At 62.4% G+C, this 17,470-nt stretch carries 8 protein-coding genes and 2 pseudogenes; 9 read left to right on the forward strand and 1 reads right to left on the reverse strand.

Annotated elements, in window-relative coordinates; translation table 11 throughout:
- Positions 1–5 precede the first annotated feature (5 nt).
- Positions 6–5,915: an Hpt domain-containing protein gene (locus GWQ44_RS07805; RefSeq protein ID WP_275926980.1), complete on the forward strand. Its 5,910-nt coding sequence runs from the start codon at positions 6–8 to the stop codon at positions 5,913–5,915.
- On the forward strand, positions 5,908–6,366 hold the full coding sequence (locus tag GWQ44_RS07810) for a chemotaxis protein CheW (protein WP_016968542.1): 459 nt from the start codon (positions 5,908–5,910) through the stop codon (positions 6,364–6,366). The genes GWQ44_RS07805 and GWQ44_RS07810 overlap by 8 nt, the downstream gene beginning before the upstream one ends.
- A 12-nt stretch (positions 6,367–6,378) precedes the next feature.
- Here GWQ44_RS07810 and GWQ44_RS07815 read toward each other — a convergent pair whose 3' ends face one another.
- On the reverse strand, positions 6,379–6,939 hold the full coding sequence (locus tag GWQ44_RS07815; protein WP_047306484.1) for an NADAR family protein: 561 nt from the start codon (positions 6,937–6,939) through the stop codon (positions 6,379–6,381).
- Positions 6,940–7,331: 392 nt separating this feature from the next.
- On the opposite strand from GWQ44_RS07815, the gene GWQ44_RS07820 reads away from it, so the two are divergent.
- The 7 genes and pseudogenes from GWQ44_RS07820 to GWQ44_RS07855 all read left to right on the forward strand — a co-directional run bounded on the left by GWQ44_RS07820 (position 7,332) and on the right by GWQ44_RS07855 (position 17,402).
- A complete protein-coding gene (locus GWQ44_RS07820) occupies positions 7,332–7,850 on the forward strand; it encodes an Hcp family type VI secretion system effector (RefSeq protein ID WP_047305413.1) in 519 nt (172 codons plus the stop codon).
- A 96-nt stretch (positions 7,851–7,946) separates the two neighbouring features.
- Complete coding sequence (gene tssI, locus GWQ44_RS07825) at positions 7,947–10,037, forward strand: type VI secretion system tip protein TssI/VgrG (RefSeq protein ID WP_275926981.1); 2,091 nt, start codon at positions 7,947–7,949, stop codon at positions 10,035–10,037.
- Positions 10,034–10,582, forward strand: a pseudogene (locus GWQ44_RS07830) (DUF4123 domain-containing protein); the annotation flags it as partial. The gene tssI and the pseudogene GWQ44_RS07830, both read left to right, overlap by 4 nt.
- A 230-nt stretch (positions 10,583–10,812) precedes the next feature.
- A complete protein-coding gene (locus tag GWQ44_RS07835; protein WP_275926983.1) occupies positions 10,813–14,631 on the forward strand; it encodes a toxin VasX in 3,819 nt (1,272 codons plus the stop codon).
- 154 nt (positions 14,632–14,785) lie between these two features.
- Positions 14,786–15,694, forward strand: coding sequence for a hypothetical protein (locus GWQ44_RS07840; protein WP_275927067.1), 909 nt, complete (start codon positions 14,786–14,788; stop codon positions 15,692–15,694).
- A 13-nt stretch (positions 15,695–15,707) separates the two neighbouring features.
- Positions 15,708–16,343: a hypothetical protein gene (locus GWQ44_RS07845; protein WP_275926984.1), complete on the forward strand. Its 636-nt coding sequence runs from the start codon at positions 15,708–15,710 to the stop codon at positions 16,341–16,343.
- Between the two features lie 151 nt (positions 16,344–16,494).
- Positions 16,495–17,402, forward strand: a pseudogene (locus tag GWQ44_RS07855) (hypothetical protein).
- Positions 17,403–17,470 lie beyond the last annotated feature (68 nt).

The following is a 17,470-nucleotide window of genomic DNA, read 5'->3' on the forward strand; positions in this document are numbered from 1 at the left end:
TGGTGATGGTGGACCGGCATGACTATGTGGCCCTGGAATGGGTCAAGGGCGAAATTGCCGAAACCTTGAAGCAGGCGCATCAGGCGTTGGAGCACCTGGCGGATGATCCCCAGGACCCGGACGCCCTCGGCCAGTGCCTGGCGGGGATCCATCAGGTCCATGGCAGCCTGCAGATGGTGGAGTTCTACGGCGCCGCGCTGCTGGCCGAGGAAATGGAAAAGCTCGCCCTGGCCCTGCAGCAGAACCGCGTGGCCCAGCGCGACGAAGCCCTGCGCCTGCTGCGCCAGGCCATCGGCCAGCTGCCCCAGTACCTGGACCGGGTGCAGAGCGCCCGTCGCGACCTGCCCCTGGTGGTGCTGCCGCTGCTCAACGACCTGCGCAGTGCCCGGGGCGAAAGCCTGCTCTCGGAAACCAGCCTGTTCAGCCCGCAGCTGCCGAGCCTGCCGGCGCTGTCCGACAAGGCCCTGGCGGCCCTGGAGCCCCTGGAGTTTCCCACCCAGATGCGCAAGCTGCGGCACCTGCTGCAAACCGCGCTGGTGGACCTGCTGCGCGAGCAGGACGCCGATCAATGCCTGGGCCACATGGCCAAGGTCTTCGAGCGCCTGGAGGCGCTGTGCCAGGACGCGCCGCTGGCGCCCTTGTGGCACATCGCCTCGGCCCTGGTCGAAGGCATGCGCCAGGGCGTGATCGCCAACAGCCCGGCGGTGCGCAGCCTGCTCAAGGACGCCGACAAGGAACTCAAGCGCCTGCTGGACCAGGGCATGCCCGGGATCAATCAGGCCGCCCCCGACGAGCTGCTCAAGAGCCTGTTGTTCTACATCGCCAAGGCGCGCCATCCCACCCCATTGATGCTGACCATGAAAGAACGTTACGGACTGGACGACGCGCTGCCCGACAGCGCGGTGGTGGACGAAGAGCGGGCGCGGTTGGCCGGGCCCGACCGCGATGCCATGCGCTCGGTGCTGACCGCGGTGTGCGATGGCCTGGTGCGGGTCAAGGAGCGCCTCGACCTGTTCGTGCGCAGCGACCGCCAGCACACCGGCGACCTGGACAGCCTGTTGTCTCCCCTGCGGCAGATTGCCGACACCCTGGCGGTGCTGGGTTTTGGCCAGCCACGCAAGGTGATCATCGACCAGTTGGCGGTGGTCCAGAGCCTGGTCCAGGGCCAGCGCGCGCCGGACGACGCGGTGCTGATGGATGTGGCCGGGGCCTTGTTGTATGTCGAGGCGACCCTGGCCGGGATGGTCGGCACCGTGGAGCCGGAAAGTCCCGAGGACAGCCGCCTGCCCACCACCGACCTGACCCAGATCCATCAGTTGGTGATCCAGGAAGCCCTGGTCTGCCTGCGTCAGGCCAAGGACCTGATCGGCGAGTGCATCGAGGCCGACTGGGAGCGCGAGCAACTGGTGTCGGTGCCCGAGCTGCTGACCCAGGTGCGCGGCGCGCTGGCGATGATCCCGCTGCCCCGGGCCGCCAGCCTGATGGAAGCCTGCAATCGCTTTATCACTGAACAGCTGCTGCAGGACTCGTCCCGGCCGGACTGGCGGCAACTGGACCACCTGGCGGACGTGATCACCAGCCTTGAGTACTACCTGGAGCGCTTGAGCGAGGACCACCAAGCGTCGGGCGAGAAGCTTCTCGATGTGGCCGAACAGGGGCTGGCGGCTCTCGGCCATGCACCGCTGGCGCGATCGCCTCTGGCGGATCAGCCCTTGAACCCCAGCGAGGCGCAGCTGGCGCAGAGCTCCCGGGAGGGCAGTGATCCGCAGGGCGCGCAGTCGCTGGCCGATGCGCTGGCGACCCCGGTGTCGGCCCTCAACCCGCCGGCCCTGATCACTCCCGGCAGCCTGCTGCCGCCGCCGGTGGACGAAGAGCCGGTCGACGACGAACTGCGGGAAGTCTTCCTCGAAGAAACCGAGGAAGTGCTCGACATGCTCCGCGAGTACCTGCCGCGCTGGACGGCCGAGCCCCAGGGCCAGGCCGCCCTGAGCGAACTGCGTCGAGCCTTTCACACCCTCAAGGGCAGTGGGCGCATGGTGCGTGCCCTGGTCCTGGGGGAACTGGCCTGGGCCGTGGAAAACCTGCTCAACCGGGTGCTGGAGCACAGCGTTGCCCCCAGCGCCGAAGTCCGGCAACTGGTGGCCGACACCCTGCAACTGCTGCCGGAGCTGATCGGCGAATTCGCCGCCCGGGCCCAGCGCCAGCGCGATGATGTCGACCGCCTGGCCGCCCGTGCCCATGCCCTGGCCAAGGGTGCCGACAGCGGCGCCGCCCCTCAAAGCCAGGCCCTGGACCCGCAGTTGCTGGAGATCTTCCGCGCCGAAGCCCAGACCCACCTGGACAGCATTCAGCGTTTTCTCGAACGGGCCGCCGAGCACCTGCCGCTGCAGGCCAGCGATGAACTGCAGCGGGCCCTGCACACCCTCAAGGGCAGCGCCTCCATGGCCGGGGTACTGCCGATGGCCGAGCTGGCCGGGCCCTTCGACCAACTGGCCCGGGAATACCGGGCCCACCTGATTCCCCTGGACCTGGACGAAGTCGAGCTGCTGCTGGAAGCCGAGGGCCTGTTGCGCCGCGGGTTGCGGCAACTGGACAGCGATCCGCTGGCGCCCATCGACGGTGCCCGTTCACTGGCGGGGCGCGCCCTGGCCCTGCTCGGCGAACGCCTGGACAGCCTGCTCGACGCCCCGGACGCTGCGCCTCGGGCCAAGCGCGATCCGCACTTGATCACCAATTTCCTGGCCCAGGGCATGGACATCCTGCTGGACGCCGAAAGCCTGCTGCGGCGCTGGCAGCAGCACCCCGGCGAGCGCCAGGAACTCAGCGCCCTGCTGGACGAACTGACCACCCTCGGTGAGGGCGCGCACCTGGCCGACCTGCACCCGGTGGATGAACTCTGCGAAGCCCTGCTCGATCTCTACGGCGCGGTGGAGGAGAGCAGTCTGGCGGTCAGCGAGCGCTTCTTCCACGAGGCCGAAAGCGCCCATGAGGCCTTGCTCAACATGCTCGACGAGCTGGCCGCGGGCCAGGAAGTCAGCCCCTGTGCGGAGCGGGTCCGGGCCCTGCGCGATTTGCTGCACGAAGGTCTTGATCCGGGCGCCACCGGCCTGATCAAGAGCGATGGCAGTCGAGCCTTGAGCATCAGTGAACTGGGGGCGGCCACCGCGCGCCTGGAGCAGGCGCCGGGGCAGGGTGACGCAGACGCGGAGATCGTCGAGATCTTCCTCGAAGAAGCGGTGGACCTCCTCGACAGCGCCGATCAGGCCCTGCAACGCTGGTTGGCGGACCCGGAAAACGGCGCGCCGCTGTTCTCCCTGCAACGGGACCTGCACACCCTCAAGGGTGGCGCGCGCATGGCCGAAGTGACGCCGGTGGCGGAGCTGGCCCAGGAGCTGGAGGCGCTGTACGAGGGCCTGGTGGACCGGCGCTACAGCCACAGCCAGCACCTGGGCCTGCTGTTGCGCGGCAGTCATGAGCAACTGGCGTTGCTGCTGGAGCAACTGCAGGCGGCGCGGCCCCTGGACGATTCCCGGGCCCAGGTCGAAGCCGTGCGCGCCTACCGGCAGCAGGCGGCCAGCCCCGCCGAGACTGTCGAGAACGCGTCCTCCCAGGACAGCGCGGCCCAGGATCCGGAGCTGCTGGAGATCTTCCTTGAAGAAGGCTTCGACATCATCGACAGTTCCGCCGCGGCCCTGGCGCGCTGGCAGGCCGATCCCCAGGCGCGCCAGGAGGTGGAAACCCTGCTGCGGGACCTGCACACCCTCAAGGGCGGGGCGCGAATGGTGGAAATCGCCCCGATTGGCGATCTGGCCCACGAGCTGGAGTTTCTCTTTGAAGGCTTGTCCGCCGGCCTGCTGCAACCCAGCCCGGCGTTGTTCACCCTGCTGCAGAAAAGCCACGACCGCCTGGCGCAGATGCTTGATGCGGCTCGCGCCGGGCAACCCATCGAGCCGGCGCAGAAGCTGATCGAGGCAATCCACGACCTGAGCCATCCGCGCGTGCCGTCGCTGCCCGGGGCGCCAGCGCCGTTGCCGACGAACAAGCCCGAGCCGGCGGCCCCCGCCGCGGAGATCGCGGTGGCGGGCGACATGGTCAAGGTGTCGGCGGAACTGCTGGACGATCTGGTGAACCTGGCCGGGGAAACCTCGATCTTTCGGGGCCGCATCGAACAGCAGGTCAACGATGCCCGGGTGGCCCTCGGCGAGATGGAAACCACCATCGAGCGCATGCGTGACCAGCTGCGGCGCCTGGATACGGAAACCCAGGGGCGCATCCTCAGCCGTCAGCAAGTGGAGGCCGAGCGCCTGGGCTACGAGGAATTCGACCCGCTGGAAATGGATCGGCATTCGCAGTTGCAGCAGTTGTCCCGGGCCCTGTTCGAATCCGCCTCGGACCTGCTGGACCTCAAGGAAACCCTCGACCGGCGCAATCACGACGCCGAGAACCTGTTGCAGCAGCAGGGACGGATCAACACCCAATTGCAGGAAGGCCTGATGCGCACGCGCATGGTGCCCTTCGAGCGCATGGTGCCCCGGCTCAAGCGCATCGTGCGTCAGGTGGCCGAAGAGCTGGGCAAGGACGTGGAGTTCGTGGTGGGCAACGCCGAAGGGGAAATGGACCGCAACGTGCTCGAACGCATGGTCGCGCCCCTGGAGCACATGTTGCGCAACGCCGTGGATCACGGCCTGGAGGCCGCCGATGTGCGCCGCGCTGCGGGCAAGCCGCCCCGGGGGCGGATCAGCCTCGACCTGTCCCGGGAAGGCGGCGACATCATCTTCGACATGCGCGACGACGGCGCCGGGGTGCCCCTGGAAGCCGTGCGCGCCAAGGCCATCAAGCGCGGCCTGCTGGATCCGCAAGCCGCGGTCAGCGACCGCGAGGTGCTGCAGTTCATCATGCAACCGGGGTTTTCCACCGCCGAGAAGATCACCCAGATCTCCGGGCGCGGGGTGGGCATGGACGTGGTGCACGAGGAGGTGCGGCAACTGGGCGGCAGCATGAGCATTGATTCGGTGGCCGGGCAGGGGGTGCATTTCCGCATTCGTCTGCCGTTCACCGTCTCGGTCAACCGGGCATTGATGGTGCAGTGCGCCGATGAGCAGTACGCGATCCCGCTGAACACCGTCGAAGGCATCGTGCGGGTCTTGCCGGGTGAGCTGGACGCCTATTACCAGCTCGATCCGCCCCGTTACGAATACGCCGGGCAGGGCTATGACCTGTGCTACCTCGGGGAGCTGCTGCACACCGTGCCGCGCCCGAAACTGCTGGGCCAGGTGCTGCCGCTGCCGGTGCTGCTGGTGCACTGCAACGAACAGCGCATCGCGGTGCAGGTGGATGTCACGGCCGGCACCCGGGAGATCGTGGTCAAGAGCCTGGGGCCGCAGTTCGCGGCGGTGCAGGGCCTGTCCGGGGCGACCATCCTCGGCGATGGCCGGGTGGTACTGATTCTCGACCTGCTGGCGCACATCCGTGCGCAGCAGCTCCAGGCACCGCGGCCGGGGCCGAGCGGCGAGGCCGTGGCCGCCGAAGCCCAGCCGCCACGGCCGATGCTGGTGCTGGTGGTGGACGACTCGGTCACCGTGCGCAAGGTCACCAGCCGTCTGCTGGAGCGTCATGGCATGAACGTGCTCACCGCCAAGGACGGGGTCGACGCCATGACGCTGCTGGCCGAGCACACTCCGGACCTGATGCTGCTGGACATCGAGATGCCGCGCATGGACGGTTTCGAAGTGGCGATCCAGGTGCGCAACGACCCGCGCCTGCAGCACTTGCCGATCATCATGATCACCTCCCGCACCGGCCAGAAACACCGCGACCGGGCCATGGCCATCGGGGTCAACGACTACCTCGGCAAGCCCTATCAAGAATCGGTGCTGCTGGAAAGCATCGCCCTGTGGAGCAAGCCCCATGCTTGATCACCGCGCCAGCACCCTGACCGGTCTGTTGCTGCCCCTGGCGGACCGCACCCTGATCCTGCCCAACGTGGCGGTGGCCGAGCTGATCGACTATCAGCAGGGCGCCTTCGACCTGGATTCGCCGCCCTGGTACCTGGGCCGGGTGCTGTGGCGCGAGCGGCGGATTGCGCTGATCAGTTTCGAGTCGGCCTGTGGTGGCAGGACGGTGTTGGGCGAGCGGGCGCGGATCGTCGTGCTCAACGCCCTGGGCGGGCGTCCGGAACTGAAGTTCATGGCCCTGCTGGTGCAGGGCATTCCCCGCTCCTGCAAGCTCGACAGCCAGTTGAGCTACGTCGATGTGCCGTTGGCGCCCCTGGAAAAGGCCGCGGTGCAAGTGGCCGAGCAAGTGGCCAAGGTGCCGGATCTGTTGGCGCTGGAGGAGTTGCTGGTGGGGGCGGGGCTGCAGCTCTAGGGCCGCTGAGCCTCAGGCACCCCGCAACCTGTCGCGCACTTCCATCAAGGCATACCCCAGCAGGTTCAGGCCGCGCCACTGCTCCGGCCGGCTGGCCCTGGCATCGTCCGCCGCCAGGCCAATGCCCCAGATCCGGTCCACCGGGCTGGCTTCCACCAGCACCTGATCGCGGGTGGACAGCAGGTAGTCGCCCAGGGCCGGGTGCTGGCTGAACTTGGCCAGGTTGCCTTGCACCACGATCTCGAAACGCGCCTCGCACCAACGGGCGTCATCGAAGCCGCGTACTTCGCGGCCCAACTGTTTGACGTCCGCCGGGGTGGTCGCCTTGAGGATCCGCCCGTGGGTTTCCCGGTCGTCGAACAGCAGGGCCTTGCCGGCCATCATGAAATGCTCGGCGCTGGGGTAGTGAATGCCCTCGAGCTCGAAACCGGCGGCGAACCACTGGCTGAAGCAGCTCGGAGAGAGGCGCCCGTCGCGGGTCGGCTGGTGGCCCCAGAACATCAGGTAGTCGGGCGCAAGGCCGTGCTTGATCTGTTCCAGCAGTGCCTGGTTCGAGCGAATCGGTGTGTCCATGCTGACTCTCATCATTGTCTGTTCAGGCCATTGGCTGGCCGGTCCGGCGCGCATTGTGGACCCAGAGGGCGGCCGGATGCCAATCCTGTGGATAACCCCGCCACTGCGCAACATGTTGCGCAGCTATCTGTGGATAAGCCTGTGCACAGATCGCGGTAATGGCCTTGTGGCATGGCCTGATTCAAGGTGCGCAAGATCTTGCACAGCACTGCGCAACATGTTGCGCACTTTTCCCGGTATTTCCTCGAAAAACGCCGCCGGCCATCGCTGAAAATTCGGTAACTTATTGATTCAAAGCAACTAATCAATTGCTGGCACAGACCTTGTACTCACCTCTGCACCCCACGGCCGTCTGGCCGGGGTTTCTTTAGTGATTTGCAAGGAGAGCATGCATGGCAACGCCAGCGTATATGTCCGTCACCGGCACCAAACAGGGGCTGATCACCGCCGGGGCCTTTACCGCCGATTCCGTGGGCAACACCTACCAGGAAGGTCATGAAGACCAGGTCATGGTCCAGGGCTTTCAGCACGAAGTGATCATTCCCCGCGATCCGCAGTCCGGCCAGCCCACCGGCCAGCGCGTGCACAAGCCGGTGATCATCACCAAGGTCTTCGACAAGGCTTCGCCGCTGCTGCTGGCGGCGCTGACCTCGGGCGAGCGCCTGACCGAGATCGTCATCCAGTGGTACCGCACCTCCGCCGCCGGCACCCAGGAGCACTACTACACCACCACCCTTGAGGACGCGATCATCGTCGACATCAAGGACTACATGCACAACTGCCAGGACCCGGGCAACGCCCACTTCACCCACCTGGAAGACGTGCACTTCACCTACCGCAAGATCACCTGGACCCACGAAGTCTCCGGCACTTCCGGTTCCGATGACTGGCGGACCCCGGTCACCGGCTAAGGAAGGCCGCTCGACCCTTACCGCGCCCCGGCCAGCCCCGCTGGCCCGGGCCCTTATTGACTCAGCAGTTGCACTGCCCGCATCGAGGCACAGGGAATGTTCGCCGCCGCCGACCAGACGCATTTCAGCCTGACCCTGGAGGGTCGCCCCCACGACTTTCAAGTGCTCGGCCTGCAGGGCCGGGAGCGCATCAGCCGGCCCTTCGCCTTCGACCTGGAGCTGGTCAGCGAACGCTCCAACCTGGACCTGGACGCGCTGCTGCACACCCCGGCCTTCCTGCAACTGGCGGCCGATGGCAGCGGCATTCACGGGCAGATCCAGCGCATCGTCCAAGGCGACCGCGGTCGTCGCCTGACCCACTACCGGATCACCCTCGGCCCGCGCCTGGCCTATCTGGGCCAGCGCATCAACCAACGGATCTTCCAGCACCTGAGCGTGCCGCAGATCATCGCCCAGGTGCTGGAAGAGCACGGCATCCTCGGCAACGACTACCACTTCCACCTCGCCGGCCCCTACCCGGAGCGTGAGTACTGCGTGCAGTACGACGAATCGGACCTGCGCTTCATCCAGCGCCTGTGCGAGGAAGAGGGCCTGCACTACCACTTTCAGCACAGCCGCGAAGGGCATCGACTGGTGTTCGGCGAAGACCAGACGGTGTTCCGCAAACTGGCCCCGGTGGCCTACCGGCAAGACTCCGGCCTGGTGGCCAGCGAGCCGGTGATCAAGCGTTTCGAGCTGCGCTTCGAGGCGCGCCCCAGCCGCACCACGCGCCGCGACTACGACTTCGAAAAACCGCGCCTGCAGATGCAGGGAGCGGCCAAACCGCAAGAGCCAAAAGCCGAGCCGGACCTTGAAGACTACGCCTACCCCGGACGCTTCACCGACCGCGAGCGCGGCAAGCATCTGGCCAGACGCGCCCTGGAACGGCACCGCAGCGACTACCGCCAGGCCAGCGGCCACAGCGACCAGCCGAGCCTGCGCAGCGGGCATTTCCTGCCCCTGAGCGGGCACCCCCACCCGGCCTGGAACGACCTGTGGCTACTGACCGAAGTCCTCCACGAAGGCAAACAGCCGCAGGTGCTGGAAGAGTCCATCACCAGCGACACCCGGGCCGGAACAGGCTTTCACCAGGGCTACCGCAACCGCTTCACCGCCACCCCCTGGGAGGTGCCCCATCGCCCGCCCCTGGAACACCCCAAGCCGCGGATTCTCGGCAGCCAGACCGCCAAGGTCACCGGCCCCCAAGACGAGGAAATCCACACCGACGCCCACGGCCGGGTCAAGGTGCAGTTTCACTGGGACCGCGAGGGCCAGGGCAATGACAAGAGCAGCTGCTGGCTACGGGTGTCCTCGGCCTGGGCCGGCGCCTGGTACGGCGCCATCGCCGTCCCCCGGGTCGGCATGGAAGTGCTGGTGACCTTCCTCGAAGGCGATCCCGACCAGCCGCTGATCACCGGCTGCCTGTACCACAAGGAAAACGTCGTTCCCTACCCGCTGCCGCAACACAAGACCCGCAGCACCTTCAAGACCCTGAGCTCCCCCGGTGGCGGCGGCTTCAACGAACTGCGCATCGAAGACAAAAAAGGCGCCGAGCAAATCTTCATCCACGCCCAGCGCGACTGGGACCAGCACATCGAGCACGACCAGAAAATCCGCGTCGGCCACCAGCGCCACGACACGGTAGAGGCCAACAGCTACAGCGAATTCAAGGCTGAAGAACACCACACCGTGCATGGCGACCGCAAAGTCGAAGCCCGCGCCAGTGATCACCTGAGCATCGCCGGCAGCCAGCACCTGCAACTGGGCAACGGCCTGTTCATCGAAGCCGGCCAGGAAATCCACCTGTCCAGCGGCCTGAAAGTAGTGCTCGAAGCCGGCAGCGAACTGACCCTCAAGGGCGGCGGCAGCTGGATCAAGATCGACGCCGGCGGCGTGGCCCTCAGCGGCGCCCTGGTCAATAACAACTCCGGCGGCAGCCCGGGCAGTGGCACTGGTGCGGCGCCGTTGTTGCCGGGGCCGTTGCAGGCGGCGGATGAAGATAAGCCCGGGGCCTTGTTGCAACAACGGCTCAAGGAAAAACTGCCTTTGGTGGAGCTGTGCCAGAAGCCCAAGGGCGGCACGCCCATGCAGTGTCCGCTGACCGATTGCCCGTGCAGAAAGGCCCTGCTGGCAGGAGCATCAGGATGAACACCTCAGTGCTGCTGGAGCGCAGTGAGTACCTGTTGGAAAAAATCTACCAGGCGACGGATGATCCCTCGCCCAGCCTGCTGTTCGACGCCACTGAGCTGGCTGAATGCCGTGAGCAGAGTCCGGTCTGGCTGGACTGCGCGCGCAATCCCCGGGTGCTGGAGTTCATGAGGCAGGAGCCGGAGCAGTGGCCGGGGCTGATCCTTGAAAGTTCGGTGCCCACGGACACCCTGCTGGAGCACCTGCGGCATATTCTGCTGGTGCGCTTTGGCGAACAGCGCAAGGGGGTGCTGTGTTATTGCAATCCGACCACTGCCAGTTACTTCTTTGCCGCCGATGCCGCTCAAAGCCTTGCGCCGTGGCTGGGGCCTGTCTCGCGCTTGAGCTGGTATGGCGGCACCTGGGCCGATCAGGCCGAGGATAAAGAGCGCTGGCTGAGCGTCGACAACCCACACGCTGCGCAATGGAGGACGATGCCCGTAGCCGCTCCGGCTCGCCTCAGCCAGCAACAGGAGCAAGCGTTGCAGCGTCAGCGCAGAGAGTACTTCCTGTATCAATGGTGGAAGCGGCAGCGTGACCTGTCATTCACCCAAGCGAGTGAGTACCTGGAGCAGGGCATGGATCTGGGCTTCGTCCAGGCCGAGGAACTGCAGCGTTTTCTCGACCTGCGGCTGCGCTATGCCCACCACGACCTGCCGCGTCTGGCTTCACACACCAGCAATGAGGACCGCCTGGAACTGTTACGTCGGCATTGGCAAGACAAGGAGTCACTGACATGAGCGCCCCCATCGGTAGCCTGAGCCCGGGCCCGGCCTGCGAAGCCGGCAAACTGATCGTCCAGGTGATCGGCAAGGATCATCCCGAGAGCCAGAAGCTGGTGCTGCTGGATCAGGCCCGCAGCCCGCTCAAGGGCGAGCAGGAGCCCCTGGAACGGGAACTGTGCAGCAGTGTGTTGCACGTCTGGAACAGCGCCGGCCTGGCCAAGGGACAACTGTGCCTGGAAATCGCCACCACTCAGGGCGCGCCCATTTGCCTGCCATTGCTCGACAACCCGCGCCCCACGCCCCGCCAGAGCGATGCCCAGTGGAACCAGCTGGTGCCGGTGTTGCCCTTTGTCGCCTTGCCCGGCAGCAAAAGCGCCTACGACCTTGGCACGCCGGTACTGGCGCGCACTGGCTACGTCTACGTGTTCCACGAGCAGCGGCTGTGGCGCGAGCTGGAAGTGCGTATCGAGGGCGACAAGACCACCTACCACGACATCGATGTGGCGCAGTTTCGCCAGGGCCAGAGCTTCAAGCCCGGTGAACGCAAGGCCAGCGGTCAGGCCCTGGACGATATCTGGCTACCGGCCAGCTGGAATGACCGGCGAGTGGATGATGTGCAGCTGTGCTTCTCGGAAGTCCAGCTCAGCGCCCCCCGGCTACAGCGCCTGGAACAGGACGCCAAGCTGCGTGGCCAACGCTGCCGGAGCCCCGACCTGCGCAGCGCTGACCAGCGTTTCAAGCGGCTGTACAAGAACCAGCCGGATGGCACAGCGATGGTGCAGGCCTTTGCCGCTTTCGATGTGCACAACGCCACCAACCAGAGCGCTGCGTCTCAGGCCAGAACCACCTGGCTCAATCTCCAGTCGAATGCTTTCCCGGTCAGCGTGGCCGCACCGCAACGCCCCCGGGCGCCGGGCTACGAGTGGATGCTCGAACATCCAGGCAGTTACCTGTGCGACCTGTCCGGACAATTCCCCGTTCAGGCCAGCACCCAGGCCAAGGCCTTCCTTCAAGCCTGCACCGCCGGCAGCGCAGAACAGCCCCATAGCGTAGCGCTGGAACTGACCGCCATCGCCGATGCCCTGGAAGCCTCCTTGCCGGCGCCCGAACCCGAGCCTGGCAGCAAGCCGGAGGCAGAAGGCGAAAAAAAGGATTTATGGCTGGCCCAGGACAGCGTGGCCGACGTCCTCGAATCGGCCCGGCAACGCCAGCTCTGTGGCGTATTGCTGGACGACCCACGCTACCGCGTGCGCCACCTGCACATGCGCCTCAACACTCATCACCAGTTGCTCATGCTCTGCGCCCGCCGCGCCGCCCAAGAGCCCAACCACGGCAGTGCGCTGCTGGTGCAGCAGCTGGTGGTTCCGCGCCAGCTCGCGGGGCAGACCAATGCACTGCATGCCGGCATGAAGAAACTCAACGACACAGGCAAGCAGGCCATCAACCACTGCACCGCCACCGTGGAGCGGGCCATGGTCTGGCAGCACATGAACAGCGCCCAGGACCTGCTGAGCGAATGCCTGGAGCAGGGCGTTACCCAACAGACCTTCGCCGACCACCTGAGCCTGGAGGGCTTCGACTACCTGGCCGCGCTGTTCACCCTGAGCCAGGCCATGGCGAGCATGGCCCTGCCGCCGGGGCGGCTCGATCCACTGTCACCCACCGGCGATGTGGTGGACGCCGTGACCGGCGTCAGCCTGTACAGCCCCAAGGCCAGCCGTGCACAGAAACTGCTCAGCGGCATTGCCGAAGACACGACCTGCGCCTGGCACCGCATGCTCTGGCCGTCCTGTGATCTGGAAATGGTCTGTGTGCCCTACAAGGTTCCGACCCAGGACGACCTAAACCTTGGCGATGGTTGCTTTCGTCCGACCGAGTTGGCCAAGCATGAAAACCAGGCGCCTCCGTCTCTCGCGCAACAGGAACTGCTGGACAGCGCCCTGCTGGCCACACTGCTGGCTGAAGGTCGCCTGGACAGTTTTCTGACACTCAACGGCAAGAACACCAGCGCCGCTTTGATAGGTTTTTTCGAAAACCTGCAAGGCGCCGTGGACAGGGCCCTTGCAGCCACCGTAGCCCCGCGCAATGCCGCCAACCAGGCCGCACAAACCGCCACCGCCAGCCGAACCGCCAGCCACCAGGCCAATGAACGTTTGAACCAAATGCGCGAGCGCCTCGGCGCACAGGCCCAGCCAGTCAACATCACCCTGCATGGCCGTGGCGTGCAGCAACTGCGCAGCTTGATGCCCGCGACCTTTGGCCCGGCCTATTTCATGCGCCGTGGGGCGGTCACGCGGAACTACTACCTGTTCGGCCTGGAGGACCTGCCCACGCGTCAGGTCCGGGCGAAAAGAATCCATGGAGAGTTTCTCGACGCCCGTGGAAACCTACTGGGCAGCACCAGCCGCACACGCATGTCGGGAGCGGATATAGCCAGTGCCGAGCATTGGGTACTGGTGATCCCGCGCAATCACAGCACCGCCCAACTCGTGGGCAGCCTGAACCGCCATATCAACGCCGCCCAACAGGCAGACAGCATCGCTGCGGCCGACGCGGCAAACAGCACCCGCGCCAGAAGCGCCTTGAACGATGCTAGTGAGCATTTAAGCCAGCAGCGGAGGAAAACTCATACCTGGCGAGTGTTGAACGGCCGGCCTTTTGCGGCGGCGGTGTTGATGTTGGAGATGTGGAATGTAAGGGCGGAGGTGCAGGCGTGGGAGAAGAATGCCAGCGAGAAAGGAGTATACCGAGTGATTGGGGGCGCACTAGGGGCCAGTACCGATCTTATTATTGCCATGGAGGCGCTGACCGTTAAGTTCGTTGGTAGTCAACCAGCAGAGATTTTTACAAGAAGAGCGCTTCATAGAATATCGGACACAACAATCAATAAATATCTAAGCAGTGCGTTAGGGGAAGTTGTAACAAGAGACCTATCAATTCGCCTGCTTACCCAATCGGTCGGTGGCCTGCTCTTCGCCGGAGTAAGTCTCTATGACGCCTGGCATGCCTGGCAATGGAATGACCAGGCCATGTATGGCTACCTGCTGATGGCGGCGGGGGGACTCTCAGGTGTCGCTGCTGGCCTGTTCAGCGGCGTGGCCCCAGTACTAGGCATGCATCCATTGAATTGGGTTGCCCTGTTATTGATCGGTATCGGCACCGGCCTGGTGCTCTGGCTGAGCAGCACCCCGCTGGAAGACTGGTTAAATGCAGGGCCCTTTGGCACTGACGACGGCCCTTCAACTCAACACCTACGAGACCCGCAAGAGGCCTTCTATCGTATTCTTGGCGTGTTCGCCGGTATCAACATCAGCATTGTCCGCAATCCGCTTTTCGAGCCAAACGCCAAACTGGACGGTCGGGAGGAAGTGCCCTACTCAGTGCGCAGTGCCAATACCCTGATTCGTATAGAAAGTCGACTTCCAGGCTTGCTCGGCAGTATGGGTAGCGTTGATATCGAGGCGGATTGTCGACTCTGTGAAACCATCACCCGCTACAGCATCAAAGGTTCGCCCTACCGTACCGATATTCAAGCGCCCACCATGTGTTCCATACCCAAAGCACAGCGGCTATTTAGCGACAGTCTTGAGCTCTATTTTTCTACCCCTCCTGCCAATAGAGGCCCATCCTCCTTTAAAACCAGCGGCTGGTACTGGGCGGTTCGGGCACAGTTTGTTCTGCAAAGCCGCGGTGGAGTCCGTTACTTCCCCGCACCGGAAGTTAAAGACCCAACAGCATACGGGCCGGCTTATGCCAAGGCCGACTTCAATAAGACCCAACACCCATTTTGGGCCGACGAACAAACGCATAAGGCATCGGGTAATGAATAAAGCAATTGAAACGTTGCCTTACTATGAGCCAACAGCTTACAGCCCTAGCGACATTCCAGATCAACCAACTCCGATAGAACAGAGTTGGTTGCTTAGGTTCTCAGGGGTGCGTTTGCCATGGGGGAATACACAACACGTAGTCCCCAGCAGAATCATGCAAGATCCAAAACCTTCAAGTATGCGTTTTTGGGAGGCTGCTGAAAAAGAAAAAAACGAAAGGAAAGCCAATGGGGCTTACATACCTGCTATTTTTGAGGGTGTTGAACTTCATCAGAAGTATGATCAAGAAAGATATCGCTTTGCTCAATTGCCATTCCGTTCGCAGTTCTGGTTGATATTAGGGTCTTTTGGAAAATTTGGATTCTACTTTTTTTCTTTTTTATCAATAATTGTCAGCCTGCTACTATCAATAGCGTCAAGAGACTCTCATGTGAAGATTAGTTTTCTTGAAGCATTTATGAGTGCGTTCTGGATTGCCTTGTTCCCGGCGCTGCTATGTTGGGGGGTAAGCTACATTATTATCAACTATTTCCCTCGCATCTGGTTTCGTCCCCCAAAAGGCCCTCTTTGGGAACTCAATCGCCGCACCGGCCTTGTCACTTTCTTCGACTACAAACGCTTCAAGAAAGAAGGTGTTATCGATGAGGAAGTAGCGCCGTTTTACGAATTTGATGCCTACATCGTCACCAGCCCAGATCGTCAGGGCTCGCCTATGAACGGGTTGTTCCTGATCCATCGTTATCGCAATATCCGTATCAACTTCAACAGCCTTATTACCCCAGACAACACCCTGCAAAAGCCCTGCGCCTTATGGGATTTCTTCCAGAACTTCATGGATATCAGCCGCCCCCTGCCTGATATTCCCCTGTACGAACCCTATCGCCACTTGGACCCGGTCACCGCCGAATACGACCGTCAACAGCAACGCCCAGCGCGTTACTGGATCGATATGGACGATGAAACCTTCAAGGCCAAGGTCAAGGAGATGCTCGGGAAGATTGATGCAATCGATACCTTCAACCGGCCTAATCTGATGGCAAACCATGTGCAGTACATTGACTGACACGGGCAGTGAAATGCTGATGGAAGATTGGTTAAGCGCTGAGACTTTTGGCCCTGCAGGCGCTGATGTCCAATACCTACGAGATCCGCAAGAGGCTTTCTATCGTCTGCTTGGCGTGTTCGCCGGTATCAGCATCGTCGTTGGCCGCAACCCGCTCTTCGAGCCTAACGCCAAACTGGACTCCCGTGCTGAAGTGCCTCATTCAGTGCGCAGTGCCGATACCCTGATCCGTATTGAAAGCCGCCTCCCAGGTTTGCTAGGCAGTATGGGGACCCTCGATATTCAGGCCGAATGCCGTCCTTATCAAAGGGTCACCAAAATGACGATCCAGGGTTCTCCACATAGTTATGACAAAGAACCTGTCATGGGTTCATCTCCCAAGGCACAACGTCTATACAACGATGCCCTCGAACTGTACTTCTCAACTCCACCAAACACTGTTACCTCTCACTATGAAACTAGAAAATGGCAATGGGCGGTTCGTGCACAGATTGTTCTGAACGGCAGTGGTGAAACCCATTACTTTCCCGCTCCTAAAGTTAAAGACTCAACACTTTATGAACCGACCTATGCCAAGCCGGACTTCAATAAAATAAATCGTTCCTTTTGGGCTGACGAACAGACTCACAAGGAAACCAGCAATGAATAAGTTAATCGAGCCGTCTTACTACGGGGAAGTGGCATACAATCCGAGAAAAATCCCAGATCAACCCGTATCCGGGGAGCGAAGCTGGCTGCTTAAGTTCTCAGGAGTACGTTTGCCATGGGGGAATACTCAGGATGTGGCTCCAGATAGCATCATGGAAGATCCCACTCCAGATGATATGCGCTTCGCGGAAAAGCTCAGGAAAGACAAAGAAGAAAAAAAGCCAATGGTACTTATACTCCCGCGCCTTTAGAGGGCACTGAACTTCATCAAAAATATGATCAGGAACAGTTTCGATTTACCAAACTTTCGTTTCGCTCTCGTTTCTGGATGATCCTGTTATCCTTCGGGAAAGTCGGCTTTATATTGCTTGCAATTGTATATGTGGTGATCAGTCTAATAATTTCAATTGCAACCAAAAACTCCGATATTAAAATAGGGTTTTTTGAAGCATTTATGAGTGGATTTTGGCCTTTCATGTTCCCCGCCTTATTGAGTTGGATAGTAGGGCACATCGTTATCAATCACTTCCCACACATCTGGTTTCGCCCCCCCAAAGGCCCTCTCTGGGAGCTTAATCGCCGAACAGGCCTGGTCACTTTCTTCGACTACAAGCGCTTTAAAAAAGAAGGCGTTATCGATGAGGTCACTGCTCCGTTCTACGAATTCGATGCCTACATCGTCACCAGTCCAGATCGTCAGGGCTCGCCCATGAACGGGTTGTTCCTGATCCATCGTTATCGCGATATTCGAATCAACTTCAACAGCCTTATAACTCCCGACAACACCCTGCAAAAGCCCTGCGCCTTATGGGATTTCTTCCAGAACTTCATGGATATCAGCCGCCCCCTGCCTGATATTCCCCTGTACGAACCCTATCGCCACTTGGACCCGGTCACCGCCGAATACGACCGGCAACAGCAACGCCCAGCGCGTTACTGGATCGATATGGACGATGAAACCTTCAAGGCCAAGGTCAAGGAAATGCTCGGGAAGATTGATGCCATCGACACTTTCAGCCGGCCGAATCTGATGGCCCGGCATGTGACATACCGTGATTGAAACTTGTGCTCTGGAGGGCGCCAAAGCGATTAGTTGATTCACCCTGATAGGTAGCAATAACTGCGTAC

The sequence above is a fragment of the Pseudomonas sp. 3MA1 genome, from assembly GCF_029237275.1.
In the GTDB taxonomy this organism is placed as follows: Bacteria; Pseudomonadota; Gammaproteobacteria; order Pseudomonadales; family Pseudomonadaceae; genus Aquipseudomonas; species Aquipseudomonas fluorescens_AP.